The sequence below is a fragment of the Brevundimonas sp. GW821-FHT09G01 genome, from assembly GCF_059416065.1.
The window spans coordinates 91031-109587 of sequence record NZ_JBWKOL010000005.1 but is presented as its reverse complement, the minus strand read 5'-3'; the positions used below and the strand labels follow the sequence as shown (position 1 = coordinate 109587).

General features: G+C 68.9%; 17 protein-coding genes. 6 read left to right on the top strand and 11 right to left on the bottom strand.

The annotated features are described in order from the left end of the window. Window positions 1-24: 24 nt before the first annotated feature. The 3 genes from dnaN to rpsT form a co-directional block, all read right to left on the bottom strand. Window positions 25-1143, bottom strand: a complete 1119-nt coding sequence (gene dnaN, locus AC07NB_RS11315; protein ID WP_492835633.1) for a DNA polymerase III subunit beta — start codon at window positions 1141-1143, stop codon at window positions 25-27. Between the two features lie 232 nt (window positions 1144-1375). Continuing rightward, window positions 1376-2815, bottom strand: a complete 1440-nt coding sequence (gene dnaA / locus AC07NB_RS11310; RefSeq protein ID WP_494572577.1) for a chromosomal replication initiator protein DnaA — start codon at window positions 2813-2815, stop codon at window positions 1376-1378. A 466-nt stretch (window positions 2816-3281) separates the two neighbouring features. After that, window positions 3282-3551 carry a 30S ribosomal protein S20 gene (rpsT, locus tag AC07NB_RS11305; protein WP_291841218.1) on the bottom strand — a complete coding sequence of 90 codons (270 nt, stop codon included), beginning with the start codon at window positions 3549-3551 and terminating at the stop codon, window positions 3282-3284. 250 nt (window positions 3552-3801) lie between these two features. Between rpsT and AC07NB_RS11300 the strand changes: the two genes are divergently transcribed. Further along, a complete protein-coding gene (locus tag AC07NB_RS11300; protein WP_291841216.1) occupies window positions 3802-4194 on the top strand; it encodes a BlaI/MecI/CopY family transcriptional regulator in 393 nt (130 codons plus the stop codon). After that, on the top strand, window positions 4194-6008 hold the full coding sequence (locus AC07NB_RS11295; protein ID WP_494571057.1) for a M56 family metallopeptidase: 1815 nt from the start codon (window positions 4194-4196) through the stop codon (window positions 6006-6008). The genes AC07NB_RS11300 and AC07NB_RS11295 overlap by 1 nt, the downstream gene beginning before the upstream one ends. Here the strand turns inward: AC07NB_RS11295 and AC07NB_RS11290 are convergent. The 7 genes from AC07NB_RS11290 to AC07NB_RS11260 all read right to left on the bottom strand — a co-directional run bounded on the left by AC07NB_RS11290 (window position 5995) and on the right by AC07NB_RS11260 (window position 11550). Next, entirely contained in the window at window positions 5995-6783 is a 789-nt protein-coding gene (locus AC07NB_RS11290) for an enoyl-CoA hydratase-related protein (RefSeq protein WP_494571056.1), read from the bottom strand. The genes AC07NB_RS11295 and AC07NB_RS11290 overlap by 14 nt on opposite strands. A gap of 60 nt (window positions 6784-6843) precedes the next feature. Further along, window positions 6844-7320 carry a hypothetical protein gene (locus AC07NB_RS11285; protein WP_494571055.1) on the bottom strand — a complete coding sequence of 159 codons (477 nt, stop codon included), beginning with the start codon at window positions 7318-7320 and terminating at the stop codon, window positions 6844-6846. Next, a complete protein-coding gene (locus AC07NB_RS11280; protein WP_494571054.1) occupies window positions 7317-7856 on the bottom strand; it encodes a DUF1697 domain-containing protein in 540 nt (179 codons plus the stop codon). Before AC07NB_RS11280 ends, AC07NB_RS11285 begins: the two co-directional genes overlap by 4 nt. Further along, entirely contained in the window at window positions 7853-8410 is a 558-nt protein-coding gene (locus AC07NB_RS11275) for a DUF1697 domain-containing protein (protein ID WP_494571053.1), read from the bottom strand. Before AC07NB_RS11275 ends, AC07NB_RS11280 begins: the two co-directional genes overlap by 4 nt. A gap of 2 nt (window positions 8411-8412) precedes the next feature. Further along, entirely contained in the window at window positions 8413-9276 is an 864-nt protein-coding gene (gene mutM / locus AC07NB_RS11270) for a bifunctional DNA-formamidopyrimidine glycosylase/DNA-(apurinic or apyrimidinic site) lyase (RefSeq protein WP_494571052.1), read from the bottom strand. A 29-nt stretch (window positions 9277-9305) separates the two neighbouring features. Further along, window positions 9306-10946 carry a hypothetical protein gene (locus AC07NB_RS11265; protein WP_494571051.1) on the bottom strand — a complete coding sequence of 547 codons (1641 nt, stop codon included), beginning with the start codon at window positions 10944-10946 and terminating at the stop codon, window positions 9306-9308. A 160-nt stretch (window positions 10947-11106) separates the two neighbouring features. After that, window positions 11107-11550: a c-type cytochrome gene (locus AC07NB_RS11260; protein WP_494571050.1), complete on the bottom strand. Its 444-nt coding sequence runs from the start codon at window positions 11548-11550 to the stop codon at window positions 11107-11109. 120 nt (window positions 11551-11670) lie between these two features. Between AC07NB_RS11260 and AC07NB_RS11255 the strand changes: the two genes are divergently transcribed. From AC07NB_RS11255 to typA, 3 genes are all read left to right on the top strand, one after another. Then, the gene (locus tag AC07NB_RS11255) at window positions 11671-13728 is read left to right on the top strand and encodes an OPT family oligopeptide transporter (protein WP_494571049.1); all 2058 of its coding nucleotides are present in this window, start codon (window positions 11671-11673) and stop codon (window positions 13726-13728) included. A 59-nt stretch (window positions 13729-13787) separates the two neighbouring features. Next, window positions 13788-14252, top strand: a complete 465-nt coding sequence (locus AC07NB_RS11250) for a hypothetical protein (protein ID WP_494571048.1) — start codon at window positions 13788-13790, stop codon at window positions 14250-14252. A gap of 151 nt (window positions 14253-14403) precedes the next feature. After that, a complete protein-coding gene (typA, locus tag AC07NB_RS11245) occupies window positions 14404-16236 on the top strand; it encodes a translational GTPase TypA (RefSeq protein ID WP_492312167.1) in 1833 nt (610 codons plus the stop codon). Here the strand turns inward: typA and AC07NB_RS11240 are convergent. Beyond that, window positions 16233-17939 (bottom strand): phosphatidylglycerol lysyltransferase domain-containing protein, encoded by a 1707-nt coding sequence (locus AC07NB_RS11240; protein WP_494571047.1) that lies wholly within the window; start codon window positions 17937-17939, stop codon window positions 16233-16235. The two genes, typA and AC07NB_RS11240, sit on opposite strands and share 4 nt — an antisense overlap. Before the next feature lie 130 nt (window positions 17940-18069). Between AC07NB_RS11240 and AC07NB_RS11235 the strand changes: the two genes are divergently transcribed. Then, window positions 18070-18507: a superoxide dismutase gene (locus AC07NB_RS11235; RefSeq protein WP_494571046.1), complete on the top strand. Its 438-nt coding sequence runs from the start codon at window positions 18070-18072 to the stop codon at window positions 18505-18507. Window positions 18508-18557: the final 50 nt, after the last annotated feature.

Below are 18557 nucleotides of genomic sequence, written 5' to 3'. Positions count from 1 at the left end.
CTCGCGACCCGCCAGGCCGTGCGTTCACACCCGCAGCGGCATCAGCACGTACTGGACGCCCGGGTCGCCCGGATCGAGGACGAGGGTCGGGCTGGCCGGGTCGGCGAATTTGAAGTGGGCGGTCTCGCCGGTGATCTGGCCGGCGACGTCCAGCAGGTAGCGGGCGTTGAAACCGATCTCGAAGGGCTCTTCGGAGTAGCCGATCTCGACCTCCTCGACGCCCTGGCCGGCTTCCATGTTGCGGACGGTCAGGGTGACGCGGTCCAGCTCAAAGGCCAGCTTCACCGAGCGGCTCTTTTCAGCCGAGATGGTGGCGACGCGGTCGACGGCCGAGGCGAAGACGGCGTTGTCGATGTCGGCCTGCTTGTCGTTGCCCTTGGGGATGACGCGCATGTAGTCGGGGAAGGCGCCGTCGATGACCTTGGAGGTCAGGGAGGCCTGGCCGAACTCGAAGCGGATCTTCTGCGGGCTGACCTGGACCTCGACCATGCCGGAGCCGTCGTCGAGCAGGCGGCGGACCTGGTCGATGGTCTTGCGCGGGACGATGACGCCCGGACCGCCGGCGGCGCCCTCGGGGGCCGGGGTCTCGGCCAGGGCCAGGCGGTGGCCGTCGGTGGCCACGGCGCGCAGCAGCGGAATGCCGCCCTCGGCCACCGTGTGGAGATACAGGCCGTTCAGATAATAGCGGGTCTCTTCGGTCGAGACGGCGAAGCGGGTCTTGTCGATCAGCCGGGCCAGGTCTTCCTTGGACAGGGCGTAGCGCGAGCCCGAGGTCTCGGTCGACATGACCGGGAAGTCGCCGGCCGGCAGGACCGGCAGGTTGAATTTGGACCGGCCGGCCTGGACCACCAGACGGGGGTCGTCGCCGGAATAGGACAGGGACACCTCGGCGCCGTCCGGCAGCTTGCGGACGATTTCGTACAGGGTGTGGGCCGGGGCGGTGATCTGGCCCTCGACGTTCACCGTCGCCTCGGCCTCATCGACCATCTCCATGTCCAGGTCCGTGGCCGCGAAGGCCAGCTTGTCCCGGCCCGCGCTGAGCAGGACGTTGGACAGGATCGGAATGGTGTTGCGGCGCTCGACGACGCTCTGGACGTGGCCGAGGGCCTTCAGGAGCGCGGATCGTTCGATGGTCAGCTGCATGTCGTCTCGCCCGGGGTGCGGCGACTCAAAGCGTCACCGCGAATAGAGGGCCTTGGACACTAGCGGATTGGTGGGGCGGAGCAACGGTCTGGAACGCGGTCCACAGACTTCTCCCTCCCCTTTATGGGGAGGGATGTCGTCGCGCAGCGGCGACAGGGTGGGGCAAGTCTGGAATTCCCCACCCGGTCGCTGCGCGACCACCCTCCCCATAAAGGGGAGGGAGAGCCTTCGGTCAGCCGCGCAGTTTGCGGGTCAGGGCCTCGACGTCGCGGGCGATCTGCTCGTCCTGGGCGATCAGTTCCTCGATCTTGCGCACGCCGTGCAGGACCGTGGTGTGGTCGCGCCCGCCGAACCGGCGGCCGATGTCCGGATAGGAGCGGGTCGTGTGCTGCTTGCACAGCCACATGGCGATCTGGCGCGGCCTCGCGACGGAGCGCGTGCGGCGCTCCGACAGCAGGTCGGCCTGCTTGAGGGTGAAATGCTCGGCGACGGTCTTCTGGATCTCGTCGACGGTGATGCGGCGCTCGGGGCCGCCGCGCAGGGCCGAGCCGAGCAGGCTCTGGGCCTCGTCCACGGTCAGGGCCGACAGGCGGGTGGCGGCGACGGCGGCCAGGGTGTTCACCGCGCCTTCCAGCTCGCGCATCGAGCCGGGGGTGCGGTCGACCAGGTGCTCCAGCACGTCGGGGCGGACCTCGCCCGAGACGACGCCGAGTCTGGCGAGCGCCTCGATTCGGTTGCGGGCCACGGCCAGCTTGAGCGTGCGGTCGGCGGGCTCGACCGGGCAGGTCAGGCCCGAGGCGAGATGGCTGCGCAGGCGCGGCTCGATCTCGGTCAGGGCCATCGGCGGCTTGTCGGCCGACAGGATGATGCGCTTGCCGTCCTCGATCAGGGCGGTGAGCGTCGAGAGCAGCTCTTCCTGGGTCGAGGTCTTGCCGCCGACGAACTGCACGTCGTCGATCAGCAGCATGTCGGCGCTGCGCAGGCTGTCCTTGAAGGCCGCGGTCGAGCGGTCCTGCATGGCGCGCACGAAGGTCGACAGGAAGCGTTCGGCGGTCAGGTAGACGACCTTGGCGTCCGGACGCAGGCGCTGGGCCTCCCAGGCGACGGCGTTCAGCAGGTGGGTCTTGCCGTAGCCGTAGGGGCCGCAGAAGAAGATCGGGTTGAAGTGGCCGTCGGCCCAGGCGGCGGCCTGGCGGGCGATGGCCAGGGCGAAGGCGTTGCCCTGCCCTTCCACGAAGCTGTCGAAGGTCAGGCGGTCCTGCAGGCCGGCGGCGCGCACGGCGCGGGCGCCGTCGGCGACCGGGGGCACCGTGGCCAGGGGCATGGAGGCGTGGGGCATGGCCACCACATTGCCCGAGATCGCCGAGGCGGCGCGGCCGGCGGCGACCTGCGAGGCCGGGGCGACCGAGCCCATTTCGGCGCGGCAGCGCACGTCGAGGCGGCGGTTCAGGCCGTCCAGGCCCAGCCACAGCTCGTTCATGCGGCGCAGGGCGTTCTTGCGCACCCAGTCACGCGCATAGGCGGTCGGCGTGACCAGGATCAGTTGGCCGGCGCCGTCCACGCGCACAGCCGACGGCGCGATGTAGGAACTGAACGCCCCCTCGCCGATCTCGCCGCGCAGCCGACCGGCCGCCTCGGTCCAGATATGATCCGGATCCGTCATCCCCGCCATCCTCGCGCTCCCCATCATCGGTCAGCCACCCGCCGCAAAAATCCATCACCGTGACACCCTTCAGAGCCGGCTGGCGCAGGGACGACTTCTCCTGCCCGGTGCGGCGCAACCGCCGCCCGGATTGGGGTCGTTCTCTCGATCAGACGGCTCACGCCGGAGCGAAACAGGGTTCCGCGCCGTCTTCATCCGTGTGGGGATGGAAGTGCGTCAGCCCCTTGAACTTACGCTCGGCGAAGGGTGGGTCAACGCTGATTCGCGACTCAAAATGCAGTTAAAATTGTTGACTCCGCTAAAGCGCGTCGCGGCCTTGGGAAATCCTGATTTCGCCACAGACGCGAGCGCGAATTCGCGTGACAACGGTTACCGCGACACGTGCAAACGGCGAGGGAGCGTGTGCGCCCTCGCCGTTGAATTCACTGCTATTTACCATGACAGGCCTATGAAAGGCCGTCCGGAGCCCGAAAAATCAGGCGGCCGACATCTTCTTCAGTTGGGCGGCCAGACGCGACACCTTGCGCGAGCCCGTGTTCTTGTGAACCACGCCCTTGGAGACGGCGCGCATCAGCTCCGATTGAGCCTCCACGAAGGCGCCCTTGGCGGCGGTGGCGTCGCCACCGGTGACGGCTTCCTGGAACTTGCGCAGGAAGGTGCGGACGCGCGTGCGGCGCGCCTTGTTCACTTCGGTGCGAGCGGCGATCTTGCGGATCGCTTTCTTGGCGCCGGGGTTGTTGGCCATCAGTCAAACCTTCGAACGGAAAACGCCGCGGAGCACACGTCCACGGCGCGGAAATCTCAAGAGCGCGCGGCTATAGCGGAAAGGGCCTCGCCCGGCAAGCGGGAGTCTGACTCGTTCTGCGAGAGCCCTGTCGGGCCGCCGGCCAGGTCCCGGCTCCATACAGGAGGGCTCGGCGTTCTCAAAGGCGACAGTTGACGCCGATTGGTTACAATTGTAGCGCTACGGCGACCAACGTAACCGAGAGGCCGTCATGAGCGAACCGACCGTACCCACGGACGCCGAACTGGATGTGCTGAAAGCCTTCTGGCGCGACGGGGCGCTGAGCTCGCGGGAAGTGCAGACGCGCATCGCCGACGGGCTGGGCTGGACCTCGTCGACGACCCGGACGGTGCTGGAGCGGATGCGGGCCAAGGGGCTGCTGGCGCGGCGCGAGGTGCACGGCGTCGCCGTCTATGAAGCGACCCAGCCGAAGGTGGCCGTGATCAGCGGGATGATGAAGCGGCTGTCGGCCCTGCTGGAGATCGACGGCCCGCTGCCCGCCGCCGCCTTCTCGGGCAGCCAGCTTCTGGACGCCGACGACATCGCCGCGCTGGAGCAGGCGCTGACCGACGACGCCGGCAAGGCCGACGGGGAGACGCAATAGTGGGCGCGCCCGAGCTTCTGGCCCTGTCTCTGGGCCTGTCCGTCGCCGTGGCGGCGCTGGGCCTGGCGGGCGGGACGATCATCGAACGGCTGAGCGCCGATCCCGGTCTGAGGGACAAGGCATGGGGCGCGGCGCTGCTGCTGCCGGTCCTGCCTCCGGTCGCGACGGCGCTTCTGCTGATCACGCCGGCGCCCGTGCGCGAGGTCGTGATCGCGCCGGCGGCGGCGGTCGCCCTCGCGGCCCCGGCCGCCCCGGCGGCCGCGCCGGCGCCGCTGCCCGGGCCTGAACTGGACTGGACCCTGATCGCCACCGTCGTGGTCGCCATGGCGATCCTGCTGGCCGTTCTGCGGATCGCGGCCCTGATGCTGCGCGCCCGGCGGCTGTCCCTTCTGATCCGGACCGGCGAGACGCCGGACGCCGGAACGATGGAGACGGTCCGCGACGCGGCCCGCGGGCTGGCGATCGCCCCGCCCCCGGTCGTAATCAGCGCGGCCGCGCCCGAAGCCCTGCTGGCCGGCCTGCGTCCGGCGCGACTGGTGCTGCCGGTGAGCTTCACCACAGGCGACGCCGGCGTGGCCCGCGCCGTGATCGCGCATGAACTGGCCCATCTGAAGCGGGGCGACCACCGCGCCCTGTGGGTCGAGGAACTGGTGCTGGCGATGCTGGCGGCCAATCCCCTGATGCCCCTGCTGCGCCTCCGCCGGGCCGCCGCCCGGGAAGAGGCCTGCGACGCCATCGCCCTGGCCGACGCCGGGCCGGAAACCCGTCGGGCCTACGCCCAGACCCTGATCGAGGCCCTGCGGAACCGCGCCGGTCCGCAGACGCTCGCCCTCACCTTCACCGGCGCCGGAAGGACCACCGCCATGCATCGCCTGAAAGCCGTCCTGACCCCCGCCGCGCCCGCCGGCCGCCGGGCCCGACTGATCGCCGCCGCCGCCGGGATCGCCCTGTTGGCCGCGACCGGCGCGACGACCGCCGCCCTGGCCGGGCAGCGGGAAGCCGAGGTCCGCATCAGCGACCGTATCGACCGGACCGACGCCAGCCTGAGTATCGCGCCGAAACAGGAGGCCGCCCGGCCGTCGCCGCAAACAGCCCGCCCGCTGTCACAGGATCAGCAGGCCCGTTATCGCGGCCTGTCGGCGCAAGGCTATCGCGAGGTCTGCGCCTCGACCGATCCGCTGGATGACGGCTTCTGCGCGGGCGTCATGTTCGCCCAGATCGACAAGGCCGGAGTCTGCCCGTCCGCCGAGACGACGACGCCCGGCGCTGATCGCGGCGCAGCGCTGGCCGCCTATGTCGAGGGCGGACGGCGGGTCATGCGCCGGCTGGCGGCGCGCACGGACGAAGGCGCCCACGGCTACGCCGAACGGGCGATGGCGCAGGCCTTCCCTTGCGACGCCCGACCGAGCCCGGTCGCGGTACGCGCCCAGGCCGCGCCGGCCAACCCGGTGGTGACCTGGATGCCGGTCGAGATCGAGGGGGTCGCATCGAAACTGGCGCCGGACGAACAGCTGCGCGTGGCCCTGATCGGCGACAACCACCGGCCGGTCGCCGAGACCGTGGCGGTCGACCCGGCGGACGGCGTGCGGATTCCGCTGACGCGGGCGGAGTTCCCGGGCATCGGCGAAGGCGTCCGCACCTATCGGCTGGTCGCCGACATCCATGGCCCGGACGGGGCGATCCGCCGCTCATCCGCGCCCGCGCTGATCCGGCTGGCCCCGGGCTCGCAGGGGACCGCCCGGAACCTGACCGCGACCGTGGCCTTCACGGAGCGACAGGCGCCGGGCGTTCAGACCGAGATCAGCGTCCCGTAAAGTTCGGCTTCCGCTTCTCGACGAAGGCCGCCATGCCTTCCTTCTGATCCTCGAAGGCGAAGAGGCTGTGGAACAGGCGGCGTTCGAACTGGACGCCCTGGGTCAACGTCGTCTCCAGGGCGGCGTTGACCATTTCCTTGTTGGCCATGACGGCCAGCGGGCTCTGCGAGGCGATCTTCGCGGCGATCTTGCGGGCCTCGTCCAGCAGGGTCTCGTGCGGGAAGACGCGCGACGCCAGGCCGGCGCGTTCGGCCTCGGCGGCGTCCATCATGCGGGCGGTCAGGACCATGTCCATGGCCTTGGACTTGCCGACCAGGCGGGTCAGGCGCTGGGAGCCGCCGATGCCGGGGGCGACGCCGAGGTTGATCTCGGGCTGGCCGAACTTCGCCTTCTCACTGGCGACGATGAAGTCGCACAGCATGGCCAGTTCGCAGCCGCCGCCCAGGGCGAAGCCGTTGACCGCGGCGATGATCGGCTTGCGGAAGCGGGTGATGCGGTCGTGGCCGAGGGCGAAATAGTTGCCCGTGTACATCTGGGCGTAGGACTGGTCCGCCATCTCCTTGATGTCGGCGCCGGCGGCGAAGGCCTTGTCGCCCGAACCGGTCAGGATCAGGCAGCGGACGCCGTCGTCCTGCTCGACGCTGTCCAGGAAGTCGGCGAGGTCCTTGAACAGGGCCGAGTTGAGGGCGTTCAACGCCTCGGGCCGGTTCAGGGTGACCACCGCATAGCCGTCGGCGTGACGCTCGATGAGGATGTTGGCGTAGGTGTCGGCCATGGAAGCTCTCCAGAAGTCTGCGGTCTGCATACCCATCCGCTCATCCCTGCGAAAGCCGCCTCAGCGTCGCCGGACCACCAGAAGGGTGAGGATGGTCCGCACGCCTTCGGCGAGGATGATCTCGAGCAGCAGCAGATTGGCCAGCAGCATGGGGGCGCGGCTGAGGAGGGTGGCGCCCACACCAACCGCATACTGGCTCTCGATCCAGACCGCGAAGAGCCAGAGGCCGATCAGGGTCAGGACCACCAGCCCGATCAGGACGACCAAGGCGACCTGGCCCGCGACGAGGGCGGCGTCGGTCAGGGCCTGGTCCTGGGCCGGGCGGTGGCGGCGCTGGAACCAGGCCATGGCGCCGGCCAGGGCGCCCTCAACGACCAAGAAGACAATGAGCGCGACGAGGAAGGCCAGACCGGTCGCACGGGCGGGATGGGGATGGCCGGGATCGAGCAGGATCGGGACGACGCACACCGCATAGGCGCCCCAGACCACAAGCCCCGCAGCCAGGCTGGCCCAGAGTTGTTTCTCTCGCAGGCTCATGATCCCACTCCCGCCATCTCGCCCAGCTTCAGCACCGTGTTCCAGTTGCGGCCCGTGCCCATGCCGAGCATGCGGGGCGTGGCCTTCTTGAAGATGGCGGATTCGCCCTGGCCGTTCGGGAACCAGAAATAGAGCACGTCGTCGATCGCCTGGACCGCCTCGCCGCCCGCGGCCAGGTCGCGGCAGGCCTCGACCGCGCCGGGCTTGATCCCGTCCTTCATGACCATGGCGACGACCTTGGCGGGATGGGCGGCGGCCTCCCTGGGGAAGGGGTTGGCGGCGATCAGGACCGACCACTGTTCGGGCGTGCGGGCCATGGCGGCGACCTTCAGGCCGAACGTCTTGTCCATGGCGGCCTCGATCTCGGCTTCCAGCGCGGCGGTCGCCTTGCCGCTTTCGACCACGAGGTTGCCGCTGGCCTGGAGGGTGCGGGGATTCTTCAGGCCCATCGCTTCGGCCATGGCGCGCTGCTCGCCCACGGGTGCGCGGACGCCGCCGGTGTTCATGCCCCGGAACAGGATGATGCGGTGGGTCATGTCGCGGCCTCCATCTGGTCAAGCAAGGCGGTGATCTTCATCACGGTGTTCCAGTTGCGGTTGGTGCCGACCGCGCCGAGAGCCTTCAGGCCGAAGCCGGCCGGCAGCCTGGACGCGTTGGGATCCTCGCCGCCGAACCACATGTAGATGTCGCCGGACCGGGTGCGTTCCACCTGTTCGTCGGCGGAGGCGCGGCGGCGCAGCTGGTCGAGGCCCGCGTCGGGAAGCGGCTCGCGCATGGCCCAGACCAGGACGCGGGCGGGTGCGGCGATCGTCCTGTCCGGAAAGGGATTGGCCTGCAGCAAGGCGCGCCATTCCTCGACGGTCTTGACCACCATTTCGGTCGGGCGGCCATAGAGTTCGGCGCAGGCCGCCTCGAGCTCGCGCTCCAGGGTCGCGGGCGCCTTGCGCGAGCGGAACAGGAGGTTGCCGGTGGCGCCGACCGAGCGGACGTCGGCGGCGCCCACGGTTTCGGCCAGCCCCCTCGCCTCCTCGCCCTTCACGCGGCGGCCGTTGATCAGGATGCTGCGCATGAGGGCGACGCGGATCGGCATGGTCAGCGCTTCTGGCAGCTGGGGCAGTAGAAGGTGGACCGCCCGGCCTGGACGATGCGTTTGACGACACCCGTGCAGCCGTCTCCGCGGCAGGGCTCGCCCTCGCGGCCGTAGACGTCGAAGCGATGCTGGAAATAGCCCTGCCCGCCCTCGGCGTTGGCGAAGTCGCGCAGGGTCGAGCCGCCCGCGGCGATGGCGTCGTTGAGGACATTGCGGACCTCGGCGGCGAGGATCTCCAGCCGGGGCTTCGAGACCTTGCCCGCCGCGATCAGGGGCGAGATGCGGGCGCGGTACAGGGCCTCGCAGACGTAGATGTTGCCCAGGCCCGCGACCATCCGCTGATCCAGCAGGCTGACCTTGATGTTCTGTTTCTTGCCGGAGAAGACCTCGGCCAGATGCGCGCCGGAGAAGCCGTTGCCGAGCGGCTCAGGCCCCATGCCGGCGAACCACGGATGGGCCTCGACCTGGTCGGTGGGGATCAGGCCCATGAAGCCGAAACGGCGGGCGTCGGCGAAGCCGATGCGGTGGGTGGCGGCGCCCTTGGTGGCGCAGAAGCTCATATGCTCGTGCTTGCCGGCGATGGGCGCCGGCTCCTCGAACTCGCCCAGCTGACGCCCGTCGAGGGTGAAGCGGCCGGTCATGCCCAGGTGGGTGACCCAGGTCTCGCCGGTCGACAGCCGCATCAGCAGATATTTGGCCCGACGGTCGATCCGCTCGACGGTCGCCCCGTCCAGCCGCTCGGGGAAGCGGTCGGGAAAGGGGAAACGCAGGTCCGGCCGGTTCTGGCGCACGCGGTCCAGCCGGGCGCCCTCGAGCACCGGCTGCAGGCCGCGACGGACCGTTTCGACCTCGGGAAGTTCGGGCATGGGAGGGACTAGGGGTTGGGGCTGAACAACTAGGATGCGTCTGTCGTCTCTGGCGGGGCAGGCAACGCCAAGACGGGCTTCGCAGGGGACGCTGTCTTGATCTCCGACGGCTTCAGAATGTCGTCGAGGAAGGACGTCACCGGCGCGACCAAGCCAGTGGTCGCGGCGACAGCCGCCACTTCGGAAAGCGGGTGATGGATGAAGTGCTGATAGAGGGTGTCGGCGACCGACTTTTCTTTGTCCTCACGCGCGAGCGCAAGAACATCCTGCCCGTCCTTCCAGTCGATAGGCATCCTGATGCGCAGTGCCTTTTCCTTCTCTAGCTTCGTAAGCGCGTCGGGATGGAAGGTGCCGGACGTCCAAAGTTCGAACCGGATCTTCGATTCTCGGAAACGTGGATCATAGGCGTAGTGCGCACGCATGATCGCGGTCTTGCGCAGCCAAGTTTCGACCTCTTCCAAGCTGACGACGCCACCCGGCTCTTTGCCTTTGCACTCGATGGCGAGGACATCGCTCATCTTGTTCGAGAAGCACTGGATATCAATGTCGGCGGTCTTGCCGGTTTCAAGGTCCCGTGCGGTTTGCCCGACATCGATGGAGGCGAACTGACGGCGCGCGAGATAGGCGGCGAGCAGTTCGAACAGGACGCCGCGCAGATTGAGGCTTCGGCCTTCAATCTCGGACAAGTCGTTCACAAGGCGCACAAGCCTGTCAGGGCTGTACGCTGCAAAAGCGGCAGCGTTCTTGAGCGTTTCGACAAGCGAGGCGATAGCGGCGCCGACGCGCTGTCCGAACAGGTCGCGCGGTGTCGCGAGAACGATCCCTGCCCGATGACCGGCCGTCAGCGCTTCGCCGGTGAAACGCTCAGCCACAAGGATCGACAGCACGGCGGCTTCCTGCATCGCGGAGCGCGCCATCCGTGCTTTGCGGATGAAGTACTGGATCTGATCCAGAGTCATCGTGCCTTCGGCAAACACGTCGGCGACGAGGAAGCCTGGCTTGTTCGTCACCCGTTGCAGTGGCAGCAGATAGGACGGCCCAGCAAGATCGTAGAAAAACGGTCCAATCGCCTTGAGATGGGCGTCACCTCGAATGGCGATTGAGTTGAACCCCGCAAGCCCAAGTTTGCGTGCCCACTCACGCACTCCGTCGAGCACAATGCCTTCAGCCAAGTATCGTGCCCGCTCGTCCTTGTCGGCCATGGGGTGGCGCAGGCCGGGACAAAGGACATACCCATCACCCCGATCCTCCGAGTGCATGGGCTTGATGATGTCGGCGGCGATGAGCGTTTTGGTGAGCGCGTCAATTGTGACCTGACCGCGCTGCGGATAGGCATAGCCACCACAGATGACGCGGAAATCGGCTTCGCTCACGAAGTCGCCGCGCGCCTGCATCGCGTCGATGGTCGTGCCGTATACCGAACCGGTCGCGCGCAGGTCGCGCATCAGGTTGACCCAAAAGACATCGTAGTTGCGTTGGCTTTGAAGGTAGAGGAACGCTTCACGCTTCGGCAGCAGGGAAACGGGAAAGCGCTTTACGTCACCCCGGGCACGCGACATGCGTTGACGAGCCGTAGCGGGTGCAATGCCTTCCTTGATCCATGCCTCCGTAATTGCGCTGGCGCGGCACGGTCCATGTTCCTTCAGGTAACCTGCAACGTCGTGGCTCATCCAATGTCACACTGCTTAATTTATAAATCTAACTACCTTGGGCGGGACCCGTTTTTCGACGAACCGGAAACACTTTGAAAAACATGGGAAATTTTGATCACACAAAGGGGGTTTTCGCCCCGCCCTGTCACAAGGGGTCAGCTTTTTAGTTCCTGATCCCTCACTCCTTGTAGACCGCGTGGCAGCTCATGCACTGGCCCCGGACCGCGCTCCATTGGGCGGAGAAGGCGGCGGCGTCTTCGCCCTGGCTGAGTTCGGCGAGGCGGTCGGCGGCGGCGGCGAACTCGGCGGCCTTGGCGTTGAAACCCTCACGGTCGGTCCAGACCGCGGGCTGGGCGCCGGTCTCCAGCGAGGCCGGGTCGGTCCCCTCCGGGAAAAGCTCGGGCAGGGTGTGGGACCAGCGGGCGAGCGAGCGGGCGGCGTTGCGCTGGGTCGAGGGCGCCTGGCCGGCGTCGATGGCCGCCTTGATGCCGCCGACCACCGAGCCGGACAGGGCCATGCCCGCCTGCCGCGCCTTGACCAGCACCTCGGGCGAGCCCTGGGCGTTCGCGGCGCCGCCGATGCAGAGCAGGCCGATCACGGCGGCCGTCGGTGTCTTGCGCATGGGGTCCCTCTCCCGTTTCGGCGAAGCTCCGCCGCGCCGGTACGCCTGTCAATCGCGCGCGCCCTCTCGACGCCTGAACCATTTCCGGTTTAGGTCCGCGCAACAAGGGAGAGGGCCGCAATGACGGACGCCACCAACACGCCCGCCGCGACCGGCGGCAAGCGCATCGAACTGACCATCCGGGCGGTGATCCTGGGCTGTCTGCTGGCCGTGGTCTTCACCGCGGCCAACACCTATCTGGGCCTGAAGGTCGGGCTGACCTTCGCCTCCGCCATTCCGGCGGCGGTGATCTCGATGGCGATCCTGCGGGCGTTCCGCACCTCGACCATCTGGGAGAATATGACCGTCCAGACCGTGGCGTCGGTCGGCGGGGCCATGAGCTCGATCATCTTCGTGCTGCCCGGCCTGGTGATGGTCGGCTGGTGGCTGGAGTTCCCGTTCTGGGAGTCGGTGGCGATCTGTATCTTCGGCGGCGTGCTGGGGGTGACGTTCTCGATCCCGCTGCGCCGGGCGCTGGTGGTCGAAGCCGGCCTGCCCTACCCCGAGGGCGTGGCGGCGGCCGAGGTGCTGACCGTCGGGTCGCGCGGCGCCGAGCAGACCGAGAGCGCGGTGCGTGAGAACGCGGCCGGCCTGTGGGTCGTGATCGCCGGCGCCGTGGCCTCGGCGGGCTACGCCCTGCTGGTGGCGGGCCGGGTGTTCGCCGGCGAGGCGGCCAAATTCATCAAGCTGCCGGCGGCGCTGGGCGGCGGCGCGACCGGCATCGGCTTCGGCATGCAGTTCGCCCTGCTGGGCGCCGGCCACCTGATCGGCCTGACCGTGGGCCTGGCCCAACTGTTCGGCCTGATCCTGGCCTGGTGCATCGCGGTGCCCCTGCTGACCAGCCCTGACACCATCGCCTGGCTGACCGCGCACAATATCCCGTCCATCGCGACGACCCTGCCCGTGGGCGTGGAGGCCGAGAAACTGGCCAGCACCGTCTGGGCCAAGGAAGTCCGCTTCATGGGCGCCGGCGTCATCGGCGTGGCCGCGATCTGGACCCTGATCAAACTGGCCGGACCGCTGATCGGCGGCCTGACCTCGGCGCTGGCCGCCAACCGCCGCCGCCAGGGCGGCGAGGTGCTGGACCGCACCGAGCAGGACATCCCGATCAACATCGTGGCCGGCCTGTCGGTCGTCTGCCTGGTCGGCATCGCGGCCATCCTGGCGCTGTTCGCCCAGGGCAATCCGACCCTGGCCGGATCGACCGCCCTGCTGGTCGGCGGCGGCCTGGTCTATGTCATCGTCATCGGCTTCGCCGTGGCCGCCATCTGCGGCTACATGGCCGGCCTGATCGGCTCGTCGAACAGCCCGGTTTCGGGCGTGGGCATCCTGGCCATCGTCATCGCCTCGGTCCTGCTGCTGGGCGTGCTGGCCCTGGCCGGCGTGCCCGCCGATCCGTCGGTGGTGGCCTTCGCCCTGATCGTGACCGCCGTGGTCTTCGCCGTGGCCGTCATCGCCAACGACAACCTGCAGGACCTGAAGACCGGCCAGTTGGTCGGCGCGACGCCCTGGCGTCAGCAGGTGGCCCTGATCATCGGCGTCGGCGCCGGCGCCATCGTGATCCCGGTGATCCTGAACCTGCTCAACCAGGCCTTCGGCTTCGCGGGCGGACCCAAGGGCATCGCCGACGCGCCGCTGGCCGCGCCGCAGGCCACGCTGATCTCGGCCCTGGCCAAGGGCGTGATCGAAGGCGGCCTGCGCTGGGACCTGATCGGCCTGGGCGCGGTGATCGGCGTGGTCATCATCGTGCTGGACGCGGTGCTGAACAAGGCGACCAAGGGCAAGGTCAAGCTGCCGCCGCTGGCCGTCGGCATCGGCTTCTACCTGCCCGCGGCCGTGACCACGATGCTGGTCGTCGGCGCCGTCTGCGGCTGGATCTACGACAAGGCGATCAAGAGCACCCGCTTCGCCGATGTCGGCCGCCGCATGGGCGTGCTGCTGGCGTCCGGCCTGATCGTCGGCGAGAGCCTGTTCCTGGTGATGACCGCCGGCGTGATCGTGGGGACCGGCAATGACGCGCCGTTCGCCATGCTGCCGGAAGGGTCGGCCTGGCCGGCCATGCTGGCGGGAATCGCGGCCTTCGTGGTCCTGACCTTCGGCCTGTACAACTGGGTCATCCGCCAGTCGGCCAAGGTTTGACCGAAGGGGCCGCCCCCGCACCGCACGCCCGGAAGGCCCTGAGGGTCTTCCGGGGGTCCGTGGTCGTATTCTACTGGATCACCCTGCCGCTGGCCCTGCTGATGGCGGGGGGCTGGATCAGCAGCGCCGTCCTGGTTCCGACGTCGCCGAGACATTGGCTGATGGCGGCGGGGAGCCTGGGCTTCTCCGCCCTGCTGATCTGGCGCCTGTGGCTGAACTCGAGAGCGATCGGTCGGGCGGGGCCGTTTCCCTCGCCCCGACGATTTTGGCGGGTCTATGCGCCACTGGGCGTTCTGGCGATCCTGGGGCTGTCGCTCGTCGCCCTTGGGATCGCGTCGATCTTCATCGGGATCGCCCTGGCGCGCTCGCCCGAGCCTCCGGCCTGGCCCTGGTTGCTTCCCGTGTTCAGCGCCAGCCTGATGCTGGGGGGCGCCGCGCTTTGCTGGCCGCTGCTCCGGCTGCTTATCAGGAAGCCCGCCGTTCAGGATTCCTGGGCTCCGGAGGAGGAAGCCCCGGCGGCGTGACCCAAGGGCCGCGGACCGGCCCTCAATCCGCCTCACAAACCGGTGATGCTGGCTTTTCGGCGCGCGCTTCGGTAAGAGGCGCGCGCCTTCCCGCATTTACGCCCTGACCCAGCGGCCCGAACCGTTCCGGCCGCCCATTCGCGATACTCAAATGAATCTGCGCAACGTCGCCATCATCGCCCACGTTGACCACGGCAAGACGACCCTGGTCGATCAACTGCTGGCCCAGTCGGGCGTGTTCCGAGCCAACGAAGCGACGACCGAGCGCGCGATGGACTCCAACGACCAGGAAAAAGAGCGCGGGATCACCATCCTGGCCAAGGCCACCTCGGTGCTGTGGAACGGCAAGGCGGGCGAGACCCGCATCAACATCATCGACACCCCGGGCCACGCCGACTTCGGCGGCGAGGTCGAGCGCATCCTGGGCATGGTGGACGGCTGCGTCATCCTGGTGGACGCCGAAGAGGGCGTCATGCCCCAGACCAAATTCGTCCTGACCAAGGCCCTGAAGATGGGCCTGCGTCCGATCCTCTGCATCAACAAGGTCGACCGCGCCCACGCCGATCCGGACCGCGTGCACCTGGAAACCATCGAACTGTTCGAGGCCATCGGCGCGACGCCGGAGCAGCTGGACTTCCCGCACATCTACGCCTCGGGCCGTAACGGCTGGGCGACGCTGGACATGAACGAGAAGTCCGACACCCTGGCGCCGCTGTTCGACCTGATCGTCGAGCACGTGCCGGCGCCGAAGGTGCAGGAGAACAAGGACAAGCCGTTCCAGATGCTGAACGTGCTGATCGAGTCCGACCCGTTCCTGGGCCGCATCCTGACCGGCCGCATCGAGAGCGGCAAAGCCGTTCCCGGCATGGCCATCAAGGCGCTGGACCGCGACGGCAAGCAGATCGAACAGGGCCGGATCACCAAGGTCCTGGCCTTCCGCGGCCTGAAGCGCACCGCCCTGGACGAAGGTTCGGAAGCGGGCGATATCGTCGCCATCGCCGGCATGTCCAAGGCGACCGTGGCCGACACCCTGTGCGCCCTGGAAGTCATGGACGCCCTGCCGGCCCAGCCGATCGATCCGCCGACCATCTCCATGACCGTCTCGGTCAACGACAGCCCGCTGGCCGGCCGCGAAGGCGACAAGGTCCAGTCGCGCGTCATCCGTGACCGCCTGCTGAAGGAAGCCGAGGCCAACGTCGCCATCCGCGTGACGCAGACCGCCGGCGCCGACGCCTATGAAGTCGCCGGCCGCGGCGAACTGCAGCTGGGCGTTCTGATCGAAAACATGCGCCGCGAAGGCTTCGAAGTGTCGATCAGCCGTCCGCGCGTGGTCTATCAGACCGGCGAGAACGGCGAGCGCCTGGAGCCGATCGAGGACGTCATGATCGACGTCGACGACGAGTACACCGGCGTGGTCATCGAGAAGCTGTCGACCCGCAAGGCCGAGCTGAAGGACATGGGCCCGTCGGGCGCAGGCAAGACCCGCATCCAGCTGATGTGCCCGTCGCGTTCGCTGATCGGCTACCAGGGCGAGTTCCTGACCGACACGCGCGGCTCGGGCGTGCTGAACCGCGTGTTCAGCCACTATGAGGCGCACAAGGGCCCCATCGAAGGCCGTCTGAAGGGCGTGCTGGTCTCGAACTCGGACGGCGACACGGCGGCCTTCGCCCTGTGGAACCTGGAAGACCGCGGCGTGATGTTCGTCGGCGCCGGCGAGAAGACCTATCAGGGCATGATCATCGGCGAGAACTCGCGCGGCGACGACCTGGACGTCAACCCGATCAAGGGCAAGCAGCTGACCAACGTCCGCGCCTCGGGCAAGGACGAGGCCGTGCGCCTGACCCCGCCGCGCCGTCCGTCGCTGGAACAGGCCATCGCCTACATCGAGAGCGACGAGCTGGTGGAAGTGACGCCGAAGTCGATCCGCCTGCGCAAGGCCGTGCTGAACCCCTCGTTCCGCAAGCGCCGCGTGAAGGAAGACTAGTCTTCCGCGACAGCCGAAGCACTTGAAGGGCGGGCCGCAGGGTCCGCCCTTTTCGCATTCAGGCCCAGCATGCCGCGCCAGCCGCCGCTGGTCAGCAGGGCCACGTCCAGCAGGGCGAAGGCGAGCGGGGTCGAGGCCGGGGCGGCGATGAAGCGCGGCCGCCAGTCCGGGCCGAATTTCGACTTCCACGCCCGCAGACCCGCGAAGCCGTAGAGCGCCCCGCCCTCCTCGAAGACCAGCGCCCCGACGCGGGCGAAGACCGGCGCGAGGCGGCGATCCTCCAGCCCCGACAGCGGAGCCATGCCCAGATCGAGGACGGGATAGCCCTGAGCCCCGGCCCACTGGATGGCGCGGACGAACAGATAGTCCATGACGCCGGGAGGGGCGTCGGGCGTGAAGCGCATCAGGTCCACGGCCACCCGGTCCGTGCCGGGCAGCAGGTTGGCGAAGGCGACGATCCGCCCGCCCTGCCTCACCACGGCGACGGGGTTGAGCGACAGATAGGCCGGGTCGAAACGACCGAGGGAGAAGCCCTTCTCCGACCCGTTGTGATGCGCCAGCCAGGCGTCGGAAACGGCTTTGAGCTGGTCGGCGAAGATCAGGGCGTCGCCTGGCGGCAACAGGTCGAAGGCGGCGCCGTCGCGCTCGCAGCGATTGACGGCGGTGCGCAGGTTCTGGCGCGACTTGCCCTCCAGCGAGAAGGCGCGGGTGTCGACCAGGGCGGCCTCGCCGACCTTGCGCATGGCCATGCCGAGGGTGGCCAGATCGGCCAGCGCCGCCTCGCCGACCGCATAGAAGACCGGAGCGGCGCCGTAGCTGTCGGCCATCTCCGCGAAGGCCCAGAGCAGGGGCAGGCGCTCTTCGGCGGGGCCCGCGGGCTCGCCCATGGCGATCCAGCGGCGGCCGCGAACCCGATAGGTGATGAAGGCGCGGCCCGAGGGGCTGAACATCAGGGCCTTGTCACCGAGCGCCGCCAGCCAGGCGTCGGGGGCGATCCCCTGACCGTCGCGCAGCACCGACAGGGCGCGCTCGACCTGGTCCGGGGCGGCGGGGCCATGCCTGCGCGCGCCCGGAGCCGAGACCAGCGAGCGCCCGGCGATGACGACGGCCAGCAGGGCCAGGACGGCGCCCGCGCGCAGGAAGCCCGAAACCTCCCGATCGATCAGCAGGCTCCACCACAGGTCATCGGTATAGGCCACGTCCCGATAGGCGAAGAAGCCCAGCCACAGCGTTCCGGCCACGACCGCCACCACCAGCACGACCCAGGTCGGCGACAGCGCCTCGAACAGGCGGGACTTGCGGTCGAAGGCCGGGCGGCAGGGAGCCAGGATCAGGGCCAGGGCCGTCAGCTCGATCGCCTCTTCCCAGTCCAGCCCCTTGAGCAGGGAGAAGGCCGCGCCGCCCAGCAACACCACCAGCGCCGCCAGCCAGGCCCCGCGCCGGCGCCGCCACAGGCCGGCGGAGAGCAGCAGCAGCAGGAAGCCCGCGATGCTGGCCGCGAAGTGGGACAGGTCAATCAGCACCGGCGGCAGGAAGGCGCGCACGGTGGCCAGGCGATCGGCGAAGGCGGGGGTCGCGCCCGAGACCAGGATCACCGCCCCGGCGGCCACGGCGAGCATGGCGAAGACCTGCGGCGACGCTTCGAGCGCCAGCCCGGCCGCCCGGGCCGCCAGTCCGCGGCGGATGGTCTTTCCCTTCCCCATGCCTCTCGTAGAGCCGGAATCGGCCAATCACGGCAAGCCCAAGGTCATTTCTGGGCGCCTGAAACAAACCGAAACAGAGGGTGTTTGGCCCAGGTGGGCGCTTCCGCCCGCGTTGATCGAGGCTGACATCATGCGAAAGACCGCGCTCCTCACTGGCGTCGCCGGCCTGCTCCTCATGACCGCTCCCGCGTTCGCCCAGGACAGCACGGCCACCCCGCAAACCCCCGCCCCGGCCTCCCCGCCGGCGGCTGAACAATCACAGGCTCTCGAGCTTCAACCCGGTTCGGACGTGAAGGGCTCGGACGGCGCGGTGCTGGGCAAGCTTGAAGGCGCCCGCAACACCCCGGCGGGCCAGGAACTGACCGTACGCGGTTCGGACGGCGTCCTGCGCGGCGTGCCCGTGTCCGGCGGCGTGCGCCAGGACGGCGCCGGCGTCGCCGTGGGCTGGTCCGCTTCGCAGTTCTCCGCGGCCCCGGCCATCACTGAACCGGCCCAACCGGCGACCCCCGCCGAACCGCCGGCCGAGCCGGCCGAACCGGCCGAACCGGCCACGCCGCCGAGCAACTGATCGGCTGAAGGCAAAAGATAAGGGCGGCTCCGGAAGGAGCCGCCCTTTTT